The organism is Lactiplantibacillus sp. B652 (assembly GCF_023806745.1).
Taxonomy (GTDB): Bacteria; Bacillota; Bacilli; order Lactobacillales; family Lactobacillaceae; genus Lactiplantibacillus; species Lactiplantibacillus pentosus.
In genome coordinates this window covers 105,756-122,761 of the sequence record NZ_JAMSKY010000007.1, presented here as the reverse complement: position 1 = coordinate 122,761, position 17,006 = coordinate 105,756, and the positions used below count along the sequence as shown (strand labels likewise).

The 17,006-nt window shown below is 43.5% G+C and carries 16 protein-coding genes; 1 reads left to right on the top strand and 15 read right to left on the bottom strand.

The genetic code is table 11. From position 1 onward, the window contains the following. The 6 genes from MZO40_RS10035 to MZO40_RS10010 form a co-directional block, all read right to left on the bottom strand. Positions 1-786 carry an AzlC family ABC transporter permease gene (locus MZO40_RS10035; RefSeq protein WP_021337274.1) on the bottom strand — a complete coding sequence of 262 codons (786 nt, stop codon included), beginning with the start codon at positions 784-786 and terminating at the stop codon, positions 1-3. Between the two features lie 136 nt (positions 787-922). Beyond that, positions 923-1,420: a GNAT family N-acetyltransferase gene (locus MZO40_RS10030; protein ID WP_050339844.1), complete on the bottom strand. Its 498-nt coding sequence runs from the start codon at positions 1,418-1,420 to the stop codon at positions 923-925. A gap of 616 nt (positions 1,421-2,036) precedes the next feature. Continuing rightward, the gene (locus MZO40_RS10025) at positions 2,037-3,881 is read right to left on the bottom strand and encodes a glucose PTS transporter subunit IIA (protein WP_050339846.1); all 1,845 of its coding nucleotides are present in this window, start codon (positions 3,879-3,881) and stop codon (positions 2,037-2,039) included. Between the two features lie 6 nt (positions 3,882-3,887). Further along, positions 3,888-5,321 carry a glycoside hydrolase family 1 protein gene (locus MZO40_RS10020; RefSeq protein WP_050339847.1) on the bottom strand — a complete coding sequence of 478 codons (1,434 nt, stop codon included), beginning with the start codon at positions 5,319-5,321 and terminating at the stop codon, positions 3,888-3,890. Between the two features lie 117 nt (positions 5,322-5,438). Continuing rightward, positions 5,439-6,191 carry a MurR/RpiR family transcriptional regulator gene (locus tag MZO40_RS10015; RefSeq protein WP_105960757.1) on the bottom strand — a complete coding sequence of 251 codons (753 nt, stop codon included), beginning with the start codon at positions 6,189-6,191 and terminating at the stop codon, positions 5,439-5,441. 270 nt (positions 6,192-6,461) lie between these two features. Then, positions 6,462-6,875 carry a MarR family winged helix-turn-helix transcriptional regulator gene (locus tag MZO40_RS10010; RefSeq protein WP_165861015.1) on the bottom strand — a complete coding sequence of 138 codons (414 nt, stop codon included), beginning with the start codon at positions 6,873-6,875 and terminating at the stop codon, positions 6,462-6,464. 130 nt (positions 6,876-7,005) lie between these two features. Between MZO40_RS10010 and MZO40_RS10005 the strand changes: the two genes are divergently transcribed. Continuing rightward, positions 7,006-7,680: a GDSL-type esterase/lipase family protein gene (locus MZO40_RS10005; protein ID WP_105960755.1), complete on the top strand. Its 675-nt coding sequence runs from the start codon at positions 7,006-7,008 to the stop codon at positions 7,678-7,680. Between the two features lie 154 nt (positions 7,681-7,834). On the opposite strand, the gene MZO40_RS10000 is transcribed toward MZO40_RS10005, so the two are convergent. The 9 genes from MZO40_RS10000 to MZO40_RS09960 all read right to left on the bottom strand — a co-directional run bounded on the left by MZO40_RS10000 (position 7,835) and on the right by MZO40_RS09960 (position 17,005). Further along, positions 7,835-9,169, bottom strand: coding sequence for a D-alanyl-D-alanine carboxypeptidase family protein (locus tag MZO40_RS10000; protein WP_088770622.1), 1,335 nt, complete (start codon positions 9,167-9,169; stop codon positions 7,835-7,837). 63 nt (positions 9,170-9,232) lie between these two features. Further along, positions 9,233-10,393 carry a cell wall metabolism sensor histidine kinase WalK gene (locus tag MZO40_RS09995; RefSeq protein WP_050339852.1) on the bottom strand — a complete coding sequence of 387 codons (1,161 nt, stop codon included), beginning with the start codon at positions 10,391-10,393 and terminating at the stop codon, positions 9,233-9,235. Positions 10,394-10,407: 14 nt separating this feature from the next. Then, positions 10,408-11,097, bottom strand: coding sequence for a response regulator transcription factor (locus tag MZO40_RS09990; protein ID WP_003639824.1), 690 nt, complete (start codon positions 11,095-11,097; stop codon positions 10,408-10,410). Between the two features lie 492 nt (positions 11,098-11,589). Continuing rightward, positions 11,590-12,741, bottom strand: coding sequence for an IMP dehydrogenase (locus MZO40_RS09985; protein WP_021337277.1), 1,152 nt, complete (start codon positions 12,739-12,741; stop codon positions 11,590-11,592). A 470-nt stretch (positions 12,742-13,211) separates the two neighbouring features. Further along, on the bottom strand, positions 13,212-13,937 hold the full coding sequence (locus tag MZO40_RS09980) for a DUF1129 domain-containing protein (RefSeq protein WP_003639827.1): 726 nt from the start codon (positions 13,935-13,937) through the stop codon (positions 13,212-13,214). 19 nt (positions 13,938-13,956) lie between these two features. After that, positions 13,957-15,057, bottom strand: a complete 1,101-nt coding sequence (gene ychF, locus MZO40_RS09975; protein ID WP_105960752.1) for a redox-regulated ATPase YchF — start codon at positions 15,055-15,057, stop codon at positions 13,957-13,959. Positions 15,058-15,086: 29 nt separating this feature from the next. Next, entirely contained in the window at positions 15,087-15,278 is a 192-nt protein-coding gene (locus MZO40_RS09970) for a DUF951 domain-containing protein (RefSeq protein ID WP_003639829.1), read from the bottom strand. A gap of 79 nt (positions 15,279-15,357) precedes the next feature. Then, positions 15,358-16,248 carry a ParB/RepB/Spo0J family partition protein gene (locus tag MZO40_RS09965; RefSeq protein ID WP_050339853.1) on the bottom strand — a complete coding sequence of 297 codons (891 nt, stop codon included), beginning with the start codon at positions 16,246-16,248 and terminating at the stop codon, positions 15,358-15,360. Beyond that, on the bottom strand, positions 16,238-17,005 hold the full coding sequence (locus tag MZO40_RS09960) for a ParA family protein (RefSeq protein ID WP_003639831.1): 768 nt from the start codon (positions 17,003-17,005) through the stop codon (positions 16,238-16,240). Before MZO40_RS09960 ends, MZO40_RS09965 begins: the two co-directional genes overlap by 11 nt. Between the last annotated feature and the right edge of the window lies 1 nt (position 17,006).

The window sequence follows — 17,006 nt, the reverse complement described above, 5'->3', positions numbered from 1 at the left end:
CTACTTGTCAGATTCTTCCATGGCTGCTGGGCCAGTGGGATCGTGAACCTTATAGAGTAAATGACTTTCTGGCTTATGTGCTAACAAGTAACGTTCAATAAAGTAACCGGTCAATGATGCCAGTAACGTTGAAACGACTAAGCCCAACGTACTCTTCATCAAGACTAGGAACCCGATCGTTAAAACGCCAGACAAAATTGCGACTAAGATGATCAAACGACTCTTAGTTTGCATAATTGCCATATAAATGAATAGCGCCGTTAACGCAAAATCGACCACTTGGAGATTAATCGTCAGGGCACTGCCAATCAGACTCCCGACAATGTTACTGACGGTCCAGAATAGCAACGAATAGTGTTCAACCAGCAGTGCTTGTGATGGTTTCCAATGCTTATCGGTTGCGAACTTTAAGTAGTTGACCGCATAGTTTTCATCATTCATCGAAAACGCAAACGTAAAAATAAACGGTAGCGATTGCCCTTTTAAGTAACGCGATAGGCTGGAACCTAACAAGGCGTACCGTAACTCCAAGAAAAACATCATCAAAATAATGGTTGTCATCGGTGCATTGATTGTCAGCATCGATGCAATTAAAAATTGGGCGCCACCGGAAAAGACCATTACCGAAATTAACGCCGTCAGTAGATGGTTGAACCCGGCCGCATGCAAGAGCACCCCACACGCTAACCCGATGGGAATATAGCTAAGCCCAAGTGGCATCACAGTCCGCAATACCACTAACCAATTTGGCTCGTTCTTTTTCACCAAGAATGCCTCCAGTACCATACCAGTAAAGAATTCTAGCAACAATGTTGAGCGTCAAACTACTTAGACACTCGAACTTAATTTTAACATGTTTTTTATAGCAATCCTACACCTTGTTAAGTTTTTCAACGTATGTAAGCGGTTCCTTAACTATTTTTCACTTAAAATGTTGTCCCAAAATCACCAAATCGTTAGGACGACCACCTAACTCAGCCACTGCTGGCAGGAACCCCCACTGTTCATAACCAAATTTTTTGAAGAGCTTAATGCTGGCCATATTACTTGAAAAAATGTACGCGACAATCGCCGTTAACCCCAGTGCTGGTAGCTTTTCTGGAATCAATGCCAGCACTTGACTACCCAGGCCCTTACCTTGAACGCTACGATCCAAATAGACTGAAATTTCACTAGTCTTCGCGTAGGCCGCGCGCCCATAGAATGGCGATAAACTGACCCAGCCAATCACTAAGTCATCGTTGATCACGACCCACATTGGATAGTGTTCTGGCGTATGGCTCAAAAACCACGGCCGCCGCTGCTCCACCGTGACTGGCTTAAGGTCAGCAGTCACCTGATGACTTGGAATCGTTTGGTTATAAATATCCACAATAATTGGTAAATCCGACATTGTTGCGATGCGTAATGACACACTCATAGCTTCCCACTCCATTCGTCTTAACGATTACTCTCAGTTTAATTATACATTTGATTGGAAGTTATGCTAACTAAATTCGACTCGGATTATTTACTGAGATTGAATGTTGGTAAGGTTAGATTCCTGTTCGTCCGCCGATGATCGTCCTAGTCCGACTTCCGGGGCCGGCTGACAACGCTGGAACAGGGCGGACATCGCCCTTGAGCATTGTCAGCCACCCCCTCCAGTCGGGAAGCCATTCGAATGGCAGATGAACGGCCACCTATCTTGGTACAATTGGCCACTGAATATTTCATGAACGGATCTTCATGTGAACTTGTTGAATCTGTATCATTGATGATTTATAACATTCATGTATTGATGAGATGATTTGAAGATGATTGATATATTCATAGAAGGCCAGTCTCAGAGTTAATGATAGGACTACCATTCACATGATATCCAAGCTCTACTAATCTAATCTGAGTATTTTGGGAACTGTTTTCGAACTTAAAAGCTGATACCTTTTCAATCTAAGTACAAAAAAGATAGTTGCTAAATTCCATGCAACTACCTCTTCTACGTATGTTCAAATACTCATGACTATTATCGGTATCTTATCAATCAAGTCAATTACTTACTGTACAACTGACACATTTCCAATAACATCGCCAATTTGTGTATCAGTATATCTTTTATCTTCTAGTTGCTTGTTAGGCTGCGTTAAAGCAACAATTACTGTTGTATCCTTCTGTTCTTTGCGAATCATGTCGAGATTCATTTCGCCAATTAATTGCCCCTTCACGACATGATTGCCATTCTTAATTTTAATATCGAAAGGTAACCCGTTTAACTCTACCGTATCAATACCCAGATGAATTAGGACTTCAATTCCAGAATCTGAAAGAAAACCAATTGCATGTTTTGTCTCTGCCACCATAGTCACGGTCCCGGTTACAGGACTATACACGCCACGATTATCTGGTTTTACAGCAAAGCCATCCCCTAACAATCCTTTTGAAAAGACATCGTCGTTAACTTCTTGCAATGGAATCACTTGCCCACTAACCGGTTGATACACATGCATATCATCAGTGGCCAATTCATCTTTTTTCTGTAATTGTGCTTTTCTTCCAAACACATACGTGAGACCAAACGACAAACCAGCAGACAAGATCACAACTACTAATGACCAATAAAAGTTATTATCAAGTCCAGCACCACTTGAATGGACAAAGGTTGGTAAAGCCGCAATTCCTGGTGAAACAATCGCATATTGCTTCAACGATACTAATCCAGCTAAGGCGCCACTAATACCTGCTGCAAACATTGTGCTTAATAATGCAATTCGATTTTTAATCAACACACCAAAGATTGATGGTTCCGTGATTCCCATTACACCTGTAATACCAGCTGATAAAGCAACTTGCTTTTCGTGCTCGTTCTTTGTATAGAATGCAACTGCTAGTGTCGCAGCTCCTACAGCAATATTGGCAGCTAACATTCCCGGTAGAATAAAAGCATCATAACCAACCGATGCAATTGCGGCAATACACAATGGGAATAAAGCTTGATTAGTCCCAGTCATAACTAGCAGTGGCGTTAGTGCCCCAATCAAACCAACGGAAAGCCAGCCTAACTTTAAGTTTACAAAATTCAACCCAGTGGCGATTACGGTACCTATTTCGTACCCTAATGGTCCTAACCACAGTAAAGTTACAGGAACGACAATAATCATTGTCAATAACGGTTTCGTGAAAAATTTAATACTTTTAGGTGTGACCCTATCCAATCCAGTATCAATCAACTTCATAAATAGTACACCGAGCAAAATCGGAATAACGCTAGTATTGTATTGAATTTGAGGAATCATTAGTCCTAAAAAATCGAGGCCTTTTGCGCTATCAATCGTTTTATACAATAGGGTTGCTCCTAGAAAAGCCCCCATCATCGCACTAACATTTAATTTTTTAGCTGCACTGTAGCCAAGATATACAGGTAAAAAGTAATATCCAGCCTGATAAATTGCATACAAGACCGTATAAGTACCACTCTTAGTGCTCAACCCAAAGAAACTAACGCCAATATTCAAAACAGCCGAGACCAATCCAGCAGCAACTAATACACCTAAAATCGGCACAAAGGTTCCACTAATAAAGTCTACAATCGTTTGTCCCACAGACTTCAAAGATACATCTTTTTTATGAGTAGTAGCCGTACTATCCGTTTGGACATCACCAGACAGTTTAATAAATTCATTGTAAACATTAGCAACATCAGTTCCAATTACAATTTGATACTGATTTCCATGCATCACAGTTCCAGCCACACCACTAAGCTTAGATATCGCTTCGTCATTAATTTTATTATCATCCGCTACTTGCAACCTCAATCGGGTCGCACAATGGTTAATATTTGTAACATTCTCTTTACCACCGATGTTTTTGAGTATGTCGGCAGCAATCACTTCATATTGTGCCATTGGAACTTACCCCCAATTTTGCCCATTTGATTTAACAAGCTGCGAGTACCAATAATAAGAATCTTTTGGAATACGCTTAAAATCAAGCTTTTCATCATCCGTTGTATTGATGTAAACAACACCATAGCGTTTTGACATACCATTACCAGTACTCAACAAATCCGTGAATGACCAAGGATTATACCCAAACACTTGGCAACCATCTTGAATTGCTAAGCCAATCTGGTAAATTTGATCCCGCATAAAATCAATTCGTTGTGGGTCATGAACTTTTCCATCTTCACTAACTTGTTCATGTTCGCCAAATCCATTTTCGGTAATAACCATTGGGAGTTGATAATGATCCCACACATACCGCAGCATATATCTCATAGCCACTGGATCAATTTCCCAATCCCAGTCGGTCGTTTTTACATGTGGATTGGCAACTAATTGATACATACCTGGTACTTTTGGAAACTTTAAATTTCCTTTTTTACCAGATTTATTTAGCTCATACGCCTGTTCCTCTTCTTCAGGTGCACAATACTTGGCAGTGTTTGAACGGTAGCAATTCAAACCGAAGAAGTCGATTTTTGCTTTTGCAATTAATTCCATATCTCCAGGTCGAATATCAGGATCAATGTTATTTTCTTTCCAATAACTCTTAATAAAGCCGTTATATTCTCGATGGGCGTACAAATCATCCCAGACTTTTTCAGTCATTTCTTCTGCATTCATCGCCGCAATTTGATCTTTAGGATCACTAGAATCAGGATAGATTGGTACATAGCCAGGAACAGGTCCAATTTTTCCACCAGGTACCAATTCATGACAAGCAATAACAGCCTTTGCATGACAAAGATTAATGATATGGTTAACCTTCCACTTATCTTCGAACCAAGTGTCTGGATGTTTATCAATCCCTAACCAATCGCCGTAACATATTTGCATGTTTTGTTCATTGATAGATAGCCAGTACTTAACACGATCACCAAATGCTTTATAGATTGTTCGAACGTACTTGTCAAATTCATCAATGATGCCTCGGCCGTACCATCCATCATATTGTTTATCAATCCAGACGGGCATGTCATAATGATAGACAGTCACAATGGGCGTAATACCATGCTGAATAAGCTCATTAATTAGATTGTTGTAGAAATCAATTCCTTTTTGGTTCACTTTGCCACTGTTATCCGGATAAATACGTGACCATGCGATTGAAAAACGATAGGATGTTAGCCCTGCGTCAGCCATCAGCTTCACATCTTCCTTGTAATGATGATAATGGTCGGATGCAAATGTGTCATCCGCATATGGCTTCTTTGTCCGTGTGTTCAGATCCATCAAAGAGAGTGTTTTGCCATCTTCTTCAACAGCTCCTTCAACTTGCCAAGATGAACTAGAACCACCCCACAAGAAATTATCTGGAAATTTTGGATTATGATTGTAATGCATTATTAGCACCTTACCTTCCATGACTTATTTGCTTACAAGTACAGGATAGCAAAGCGCTTACATTTTAGCGCAACAGCTTTTGCACCCAATCGGCCTATAGGGTTCATTTGTTGCCCCCTATAGATGATTCTGAATAATATCTAAGAAATAATGCAAGCCATACGATCGATATATTTCTGGATTTTTGGAATAGTCCAGATGGCTCATATAGTAAACATGTGAATAACACTTCTCATAATCAAATATACGGTTAGCCGTAATTAAATCCAGTATACAAGTAAGACGCGTTATTACTGAATTAATCGTTCGAGCAAACATGCCAGATACCGATAACGTGAGTACGTAATCTTCATGACTAATTTGATTAAGAATTGTGTTTTGTTCTGAAAAATCTGTAATGACATATGAGATATAACCTTTGCTTGCTAAATTAACCTGAAAGTCGCGAGCAGAAGAAATACTAGGTTCTGAAGTGAAAATATAAACATTTTCTGCTCGCCTAATCCGTTCACAAATTACATCTACCTCATGGGTATCCATTCGTTCATCTAATTCGTTAGCAATATTAATTAAACTATTCGTAAGCATTTCACGATACTTCTTATCTGAGACCTGCTCGACAGGATGATGGTACTGCTTAATTAATTTTTTTAAGACAGCAAAGTTTTCAAATCCAATTTGCTTTGCAAAACGGCGAATTGTCGACCGTGAAACATTGCATTCAGCTGCGATATCATAGATGCTAACTTCCGAAATTGTCGCAAAATTTTTCAATAAATAAGCTGATAATATAAAGTTCGTACTTTCTGGGTCTTTAGTATCTAATTCATTACTTAGCTTGTATAAAATATTATATAAAGTGTTATCCATTGATCCTACTCCATTTTTTAAAGGTTTGTGCTTTATTATACAGACCCCCTCATTTAAAGTTAAATAATATAAAAATTCATTTCGGCCATTGCATCAACTATTTGCCCCACTAAAGCCACTTTTCAGCGAGTACCGGCAACACAAAAAAATTCACCCGCTTAGACCTGATACAATCCAATCGAGCGAATCCGCAATACTTTTCACCATTATTATCCAATGATATCAATCCGACTGTTCCCGCACATCGAGGACAACTAGTACACCAACCCGCTAATCTGGTATTTTGATTTTGGCCACTAGTTGTCGCAATTCTTGTCGTTCATCCGTCGATAAGTTGGCTAACATTTCTTCGTGGACTTGCTGGCGGGTTTCTTTAAACCTCTCAGTTAGCTTACGGCCTTCATCAGTGACGAAAATCTTCTTGTTTCGCGAGTTATCACTCGGTATTTGCCGTGTAATCAACCCCTGCTTTTCCATATTTTTTAACATCACCGATACGGTTGCGGCTTTTCGTCCAATCAGGTCAACAATGTTTCGTTGAATAACGCCTGGATGGGCAACAATGAAAGCTAAGACCATCAATTGCTGTGTTGGGATAGGTTTGGCCATTCTTTCGCGTACTAGTACCTCTTCACCACGGACGACTTGGTGAAATAATGCCATTGTTGCTTCAGTATCTACCATATTCTCACACTCCATGGTTCAAGTATACCAAATAAAATTAGTCATCAAAACTGTTTGACTAACTAACTATTTAGAGTTAGTATTGCAAACAGTTAGTTTAACTAACATTATTTAGAAATGAGGTTTTATCATGACTAATGAATCAATCCAGTTAACCAATCTCGATCCACGCATCGTTAAGTTTCAACAAACCATTCTAAACAAATATGCTACCGCCAATCAAACCGCACTCAAAGGGCAGATTGTCATCACTGGCTCATCGACCGTTGAAATTTTTCCAATTGAAGCGCTACAAACAAAATTACAGCTCAAACATAAAATCTATAATCGTGGCATTCGCGCAATGACCACTGCCGACGAACTTGCACATATGGATACCCTGATTTTTGAGCTCCAACCTAGTATCTTGTTCCTACAAATCGGTGCCAATGACATGAGCTTTAACCTACCAGAAGAAACCATGATGCATAATTATGATCAGATAATGACGCTAATTGCTAACAAGCTGCCGAATACACAAGTCTATATTATGGCCTATTACCCAATCAACACCGTCGCCGACTTTAATCCCACTGATGATCCCCATCCGAATGTTGCGCAACATCGGACTAATGCGATGACAATGGCAGCCAATATCAAAGTCAAAGCGCTAGCTACAAAGCATCACTTCGATTTCATTGACTTAAACGCTGGGTTAACGGATACCGCGGGTAATTTAAAGAAAACACTCACTTTTGACGGTCTCCATCCACTTCCTGCTGGCTATGACATCATTTTTAATAATATGTTACCTTATTTGAAATAACCATCACTCGCCCAATGATACGAACTAGCATCCAAAAAAAATCGCCTCACCAGAATTACAAATTCTAGCGAAGCGATTTTTTAATAAGTCATTCAATTAACGTTAATTGTCAAAATCAAATCGGACTTTACGATAATTTCAGTCACGTAACGCGCTAGTTAAACCAGCTACGAACGCCACGCCACATCCGAACAAAGATGTTTGCTTTGTCGATGGACTTCTTAGGGGTGACGTTGACGGTCATCGTCTTGCTAGTCGTCCCATCGACCACTTGAATGGTCTTCTTGTTAAGGCTTAACTTAGCAGTCCCGACCGTTTTGCCATTTTTGACCGGTGCTTGTAGCTTGCCAGACGTCGTTGCTGACTTCTTCAAGCTGACTTTCCCAGTAACTGAACTGGCATCAGAACCAGTTGGCAAGTAGACTTTTGTGGCCTTACTGTTTGAGACCAGCTTCGAAGTCAATGCCTTCCCATCTTGAACGTCAACCGACTTGGTGCCATTGATCGTCCCGTTCTTGTTGATGGTCGTGGTCGTGAAGTTATGGTAGACGTACGACATGATTTCGGCCGTTTGCGTAAACCGTTCCGTCCCACTGTCATTGGCGGCACCAGCATGCATGACGACGGTAATGATCCGGTTACCATTACTGAATTTGACCGTACCAGTGAAGGCATTCCCAGCCTTAGTGGAAGTCCCGGTCTTCAACCCGTCAACAGGCAATGCAGAATAGTGCTTAACTAAGCCCTTCAGCATGTAGTTCCGGTTATCCATCTTCGTGGCGGAACTCGTACCCTTTTCAAACCAGGCATGGGCGATGCTAGAAGTCTTCAGGACTTCAGGATAAGTGGATAATAATTTTTGCGCAACAGTGGCAACATCTTGCGCTGACATTTCGTTTTCAGTGCTACCAGAGACGTTGCTGTAACCGATCGTACTCCCAACTTCCTTGTTGGTCAGCCCGCTGGCGTTAATAATCGTTGCATCCGTGATGCCCCACGATTTAGCCGTCTTCCGCATCAAACTAACGAATTTGTGTGGACTACCGGCGACCGCGTCACCTAAAGCTGTAACGGCGGCGTTAGCGGAGTAGATTTCAGTTGCATTGTACAATTGCCGTACGGAATAAGTCTTGGTTGATAATAATGGCACGTTCGCATATTCCGTATTCTGACTCATCTTAGCGACAGCCTTGCTGACACTGATTTTTTGATTCCACGATAACTTGCCTTCGTGGATGGCCTTAAGAATGAGGTACGTACTCAACATCTTAGTCATTGAGGCAATCGCCATTGGCTTCGTACTATTCTTGTCGTACAGAATCTGACCAGTCGACGCGTCCACGGCAATAGCCGCTTTCGCTGAAATCGATGGTGTGCTGGCGGCTTGGGCCTGTAAATCAGCACCTGCAATGCCTAAACCAGCCGTACTAAACGTGACCGCCGCAACGAGGGCAATCACAACTTTCTTTAACTTTCCCGCAAATCTCATTTCTCAATTATCCCTTTCCTGAATGCTATGTTTAGTTTAAATAATTATGTGCATGGAAACAAGCTAATTTATCATATTCGACTGTTTTTTTGTTAATGGGTGGTCATGCTTCACAGGAAGATGGATCACAAAGCTCGTCTGCTCATCATCACTCTGCGCATAAATGTAGCCACCGTGATGGTCGACGATGCTCTGAGCGATGGCTAGCCCTAGTCCAGACCCGCCCGTCGCTTTGGAACGTGATTCTTCGACCCGATAGAATCGTTCAAACAGCCGGCCCAGGGATTCAGCCGGGATCCGTTTGCCATCGTTGGTGACGTGGATCACGACTTCATCATCGCGTTGCTCGGCCTGCAAGAAAATATTTTTGGCACCCGTCCCATATTTGAATGCGTTCGTAATCAGATTACTGAACACGCGGCCCAATTTTTCCGCATCCGCCTCTAAATAAATCGGTTGCGGACCTGTCTCGACTTGAATCGTCAGATGCTTCTTATTGGCTTCCAATTCAAAACTCGCCGCCAATTGTTCCAACATCGCTGTCAGGTTCAGCTTAGAAATCGCAAGTGGCGTCTCCGTTTGCCGTGACTTCGTATATTCAAACAAGTCCTCGACCAGTGATTTCATCTGAGTGGCCTTTAAATAAGCGATATGCGCGTATTTGACCAAGTCCTCGCTCGATTGGTACTGCTTATTCTCAATCAGCCCGAGGTAGCCGATAATCGACGTCAGCGGCGTTCGAATATCGTGGCTGACATTCGTGATCAGCGCATCCTTGGACCGTTCGATCTCGCGTTCTTCATCCATCGAATGAATTGCTGAATCGACTAAAGCATTGACGCTTTCAACCACGCGTTGGGTATCGCCAGTCAGATTAAAATCAATCCGGTGGTCAAAGTGCCCGGCAGCAATGTAATGTAATTCGCTAATAATGTGGCGCAATTGCATTTGTTTATAGCGCCGAATCAGCCGCCAATACAGTACGAATCCGTCTGCCACCAGCATTAAGCCGATGAAGATATTCTCATAACTCCAGAGTTGGTAATTGTTCGGGCCAATTTTGATGGACCGTTTAATTTGGAAAATCCCACTTTGGAGGCCCGGATTATGCGCAATCGTACTGTTGATCAAGACCACGATCGACAAGTTTAAAAGGAGTAGCAAAATAACCGTTACTACTCCTTCAAAAAACAGTTCACTTTTTTCGCGTCCCGTTAATTTCACAAGTTAACCCTCACTTAACGCGCTTCAATCTTATAACCAACGCCCCAAACGGTCTGAATCACTTTTTCACCGTTCGTCGCTTCTTCAATCTTATCCCGTAAATGACTCACGTGCACCATCACAGTCTTGGCCGACACGATGCTCTCTTGTTGCCAAACACGTTCAAAAATATCATCCGCCGAAAAGACCCGGTTGGGGTGACTTGCCAATAGGTATAAAATACCGAATTCCAAGGCCGTTAATTGAATATCCTTACCAGTCAGCGTCTTAACTTCATGCGAATCCTTGTTGATCGTCAACGGGCCAATATCCAACACATCTGGTTCAGTGGTCGTGACATTATTCTCAGAACGCCGTAAGAGTGACTTGACCCGGGCCATGATTTCCAGTGGGTTGAATGGCTTGGTGACATAGTCATCTGCCCCAGTAATCAGCCCTTGAATCTTATCCATGTCGCCAGTTTTGGCGGATAGGACAAGGATTGGCAATTGTGAATCCTTCCGAACTTCCTTGATGACTTCGATACCGTCCATTTCGGGCATCATGATATCCAAAATCATTAGGGCTATATCTGGGTTCGTATTTAACTTAGTCAGTGCTTCGCGGCCATTGTAGGCGCTAATTGGCTCATAGCCTTCATTTTTTATATAAATTTCTAATAGTTGTGCAATTTCTTTGTCGTCATCGACTACTAAAATTTTCATTATATTAGTCTCCTTAAATAATTCTGCTTTTATTTTACCAAAAAACCGGACTAACTTGGCACTTAACGGTTGATTTTAGGGAAAACGCAACTATTATGTGTCGCTGGAGTTAACGACTTGGTGGCGTCGCATGAATTCGCCATACTAGTCTTCATTGCGTTTCACTTTATTTACCGGTTCAACAACGCTACCACAGTAAGCGAATCTTTCGCTTACGTTGCTGATGACCCAAACACGTCAGACAACGTGGCAGGACGCCCCGAATTATTAGCCAATTAATAGGTCCATCATAGCGCAATCAGGCCGTTCAGCCTAATAAAAACGCGTGATGAGGCGATACAGTAAATAATAAGCAAGATTAAATAGCTGTATTACGAGCTTAGTCAGTCATAATGAACTTGACAGCCCTTACCTAATTCATTTACAAATTTCTTGAAATCTCACCCAACCAAAAAAAGAGATGCCCATCACCTGGACATCCCCGAATTTGATTTAGCCATTAACTGAATAGTTAGGCGCATTCTTAGTAATTTGAATTTCGTGTGGATGTGATTCGCGTAAACCGGCGCCGGAAATTTCAACGAATTGTGCGTTATCGATTAACGCGTCAATATCCTTGGCACCAACGTAACCCATCCCGGAACGTAAGCCACCGAGCATCTGGAAGATGATATCATCGACGCTACCCTTGAATGGGACGCGACCTTCAACCCCTTCAGGCACTAACTTGTTGGCTTCGTTCACGCCACCTTGGAAGTACCGGTCAGATGACCCATGAGCTTGTGACATCGCACCAACAGAACCCATGCCACGGTAAAATTTGTATTGACGACCATCGTCAAAGACCACTTCACCAGGCGCTTCCGTCGTGCCGGCTAACATACTGCCAAGCATGACGGCGTTACCACCAGCAGCTAAGGCTTTCACGATATCACCGGAATACTTGATCCCACCATCGGCAATGATTGGCTTACCATATTCACGGGCCACGCTAGCTGCGTCATAAACGGCCGTCAATTGAGGCACCCCAACACCGGCAACGATTCGTGTCGTACAAATCGAACCAGGGCCGATACCAACTTTGACAACATCGACGCCGGCTTCAAACAAAGCACGGGTCCCTTCAGCGGTGGCGACGTTACCAGCAATCAAGGTCTGCTTTGGGAAGTGTTCCCGAATTTCCTTGATCTTACGCAGAACACCGGCTGAATGACCATGGGCCGTATCGATCACGATCGCATCGGCACCCGCCGTAAATAAGGCTTCGGCACGGTCAAAGGTATCGCTCGTTACCCCAACGGCCGCAACGGCTAATAAGTGGTTATTGGCGTCGACAGCGGCGTGCGGATGGTCATCATCCTTAACGACTGCCTTGACCTTCTTAACTTCTTCAGCTTGCGCTTCAATGCTTAAGTTCTTATGGATAACTGCCAAGCCACCTTGGTTAGCCATGGCAATTCCCATTGCGGATTCTGAAACAGTGTCCATTCCCGCACTGATAATTGGAATATTCAGCTGCAAATTATCGGCAAGTTTAACACCTAAATTGACTTCATTCGGTAAAACATGACTTTCGGCCGGAATTAATAGTACATCATCGAACGTGTAACCCTTTTTTCCAAACTTTGTATCCCAATTAGACATTGAACGTTAGCTCCTTATGTTTTTATTTTTATCTGTAAAGGTAACAAAACATCCGCATAAATGCAAGGGGTTACGTTCATTTTCAGAAAGTTCTTATTTTTCATTAGTAAATTCGTAACCTGACCAGCCATCGTAACTAGTGCTGGGAACGGCTGGTTGGCACTGCCGCCAGCAGACACTGATATTAGACATGCTAAAGCGGCTCTCACCACAATATCATTCGACCATGCCCACTAACTTTGAGCGTTACCGTTTCAAACTAATGACTTAGACTACCGCTCCCGATAACTACTAGCACCACTAAAAAACGCCCTCAAATCAATTGTAAGTCTGACTTGAGGACGTTCATTTTTAATTTGGGTTGTCACTATTAAGACTACCGAGTGCATTCAGCGCCCAGTTAAGCTAATTGACTGGCTGCCCGCGTTTGAATTCAGGCGTAATCCACACCAGTCTAATCAGTCGTGGCTCTAAAACATGCTCGTCGTAATATTGAACCGGCGCTTTAACCACATCCGGACAAAGAAGACCACGACAGCGATGATCAAGTAAGCGATACCTGGTAAGACAGGGTTCAATGGCCCTTGAATCATTGACATCGTCGTGAAGACCAACATCCAAACGATAATGGCTAGCACTGACCAGGCAATCTTCTTCCAGAGGGAAACTTTCTTACCGTCCTTGGTTGGCATGAGGTATTCAAACAACTTCGCAACCCCTAAGCCCCCGATGGCTGACGTAATCAAGATCGCGGTGATCCCGTTGGCACCCGCGGAGTTCTTAGTGGCATTATTGCCGATGAAGCCCATGATCCCGTACATCAAGCAGAAGATCATGAATAACATCAGCCCATTATCCAGCGCCGTGACCCAGTAGTTGGCCTTTTGACGTTCGACCGGTGTCTTCTTCGGGTTAACGATTTCCTCTGTTCGTTCTTGGACCGTCCCGTATAATTGACGGGCGGTCGTGCCGCGGCCCTGTTCAGCCAAGAGGGTCGCCGTCATTTCATCTAACACGGCCGTTTTGCGTTCACCGGTTAGTGATGTGGCGTCCAATGACTTGCGCATCTGCCGCATATATTCTGCATTCCGCTTAGTCAGCTCAGTGGCTTCATGAATCGGCCGTTCAGCTGCTTTGACCTGCTTAGCACCAGCAGCTGCATTCCTTGGTGTCTTTGAAGTTTCGCTCTCACTCACGATACATTGCTCCTTTCAGCTAAACGTTGAAGCGGAATTCAACGATGTCACCGTCTTGCATGACATAGTCTTTACCTTCCAAACGTAACTTACCATTTTCCTTAACTTTTGCTTCCGAACCAGCTTCATCCAACGCGTCAAATGACATCACTTCGGCCCGAATAAAACCACGTTCAAAGTCAGAGTGAATAATACCGGCTGCTTGAGGCGCCTTAGTACCGCGTTTAAACGTCCAGGCACGGGTTTCCTTGCCACCAGCCGTGAAGAAGGTTTCAAGGCCTAAGAGCTTGTAAGAAGCCCGAATTAGCTTATTCAAACCAGGTTCTTCGACACCTTCCGCAGCTAAGAAGTCAGCCTTGTCGTCATCATCCAATTCGGCGATTTCTTCTTCCGTTTCAGCAGCGACACCAATTGCTTGGGCCCCTTCCTGCTTGGCGTAGTCCGCAACGACTTGGAAGTACTTGGAACTTTCAGGGTCCGCCATATCGTCTTCAGCAATGTTCGCCACGTAAAGCACTGGTTTGGACGTCAACAAGAATAATCCCTTGACGATTTGTTGGTCGTCTTCGTTGAATTCAAGGGAACGAACTGGTTTCCCGGCTTCGAGGGCTGGCTTGATTTTTTCCAAAACTGCCAATTCAGCCTTGGCTTCCTTATCATTCCCCTTAGCAGCCCGTTGAACCTTAGCTAAACGCTTGTCAACGGCTTCTAGATCCGCCAGACTCAACTCTAAGTTGATGGTTTCAATATCATCCTGTGGGTCGACTTTCCCCGTCACATGGGTAATGTTATCGTCATCAAAAGCCCGGACAACGTGCACGATGGCATCAACTTGGCGAATGTTTTCTAGGAACTTGTTCCCCAGACCTTCACCCTTGCTAGCGCCCTTAACGATTCCGGCAATATCGGTAAATTCAAACGTCGTTGGGACGACTTTCTTAGCTGGAATAATTTCTTGAATGCGATCGAGTCGCTTGTCGGGAACTTCCACCATCCCAACGTTTGGATCGATGGTCGCGAATGGGTAGTTGGCCATTTCGGCGCCCGCCTTCGTAATTGCGTTAAACAATGTGGATTTACCAACGTTTGGTAACCCAACGATACCTGCTGTAAGTGCCATATCGGTTATTCACTCTTCCTTTTTAATAATTAAGCTTGGTCGGCTTTACTTTCTAATACTTTTTTGAGTTTCTTATTGAATTCGCGACGCGGCATCATGACCACGTGACCGCATCCCGTACATTTGATTTTAATGTCGGCACCCATCCGGGTAATCTCCCAGCGATTGACACCACACGGATGCGCCTTCTTCATTTCGACAATATCACCTAAATCATACATGCGCAACGCTCCTTTATAAATTAATTTATTTCCGTTTAAACGTTCAGCTGAATATTGGCGTCCAGCTCAAGCGTCCAAACTAGTTCAAGTCAATACTCAAAATTTCCAAAATACGTGTCAAATCCTCGTTAGATAAGTATGGAATCTCAATCTTCCCCTGGTCCTTCTTATTGGCCTTGGCTGAGATTGAAACGGCAGTCCCGAATTTTTCTTGCAACTGTTCCTCACTGGCACGAATGTACGGTGATTTCTTAACAGCCACTTTTTTAGCGGGCTTTTGATCCTCACCATTATAGCGTGCGACGATTTGTTCCAACTGCCGCACCGTTAAGTTATCCTTGACCACCCGTTTTGCTAATGGCGCTAGTTTGGTCTTATCCTTCAGCGACAACAGCGTCCGGGCTTGTCCCATCGACAACTGTCCTTTTTGAATGTACTGCTTGACGCCATCCGGAAGTCCTAATAGTCGCAAGTAGTTGGCGATGTAAGGCCGACTCTTGCCTAGTCGTTTGGAAACCTCAGCTTGCGTCAACTTCAGCTTCTTCATCAAAGAATCGTAAGCTTCGGCTTCTTCTAGCGGTGTTAAGTCTTCCCGTTGCAAATTCTCCAGCACGGCAACTTCCATCATTTGTTCTTCAGTGACATCACGCACGATGGCTGGAATCGTCGTCTGATGGGCTAATTTAGAAGCCCGAAAACGGCGTTCGCCGGCAATGATCTCGTACTTGTTGATTTCCGCATCCGGCTGCCGCACAATGATTGGCTGGAAAACGCCAGACTTTTCAATTGAGCTCGCCAGTTCTTTTAAAGCAGTCTGGTCAAAGGTACGCCGTGGCTGATAGGGATTGGCATGAATATCTTTGAGGTCCAAATCAACGACAGACTCTTCACTAGCTGGTTCATTAACATCGGCAAATAGCGCGCCAATTCCGCGTCCTAGTGCCTTATTATCTTTATCTTTACTTGCCATGAGCAGCCAACACTTCCTTTGCTAGAGCTAAGTATACTTGTGCACCCTTCGAACGCGCATCATAATCCACGATTGACAAACCGTGACTTGGCGCTTCAGACAAGCGAACGTTTCGAGGAATAATCGTCTTATAAACGGCATCCTTGAAGTATTTGCGGACTTCTTCGTTGACCTGCGCACCCAGGTTGGTCCGGGCATCGTACATCGTGAGTAAGACGCCTTCGATACGGAGTTGTTTATTAAAATGTTTTTGAACTAACTTGATCGTATTTAATAATTGACTGAGTCCTTCCAACGCATAGTATTCACTCTGAACTGGAATCAGAATCGAATCGCAGGCGGTAAAGGCGTTGATCGTCAATAGCCCTAGCGAAGGTGGACAATCGATCAAGATATAATCATAGTCCGCTTTCACGTCATCGATTGCGTCACGCAAGCGAGTCTCACGCGCCATCATTGGGGTTAGTTCGATTTCAGCCCCGGACAATTGAATTGTCGCTGGCACAATATCCAAGCCCTTGTGACTCGTTGGGATAATCGTCTCTTTGATGGGAACGTCATTGATCAAAACGTCATAAATTTCACGTTCAATGGTCGACTTCTGAATACCGAGGCCACTCGTGGCATTCCCTTGCGCATCCGTATCAATTAATAAGACTTTTTGGCCTAATTCGACCAGACTGGCTCCGAGATTAATACTCGTTGTCGTCTTGCCAACGCCACCTTTTTGGTTAGCGAGTGCAATTACGGTTCCCATA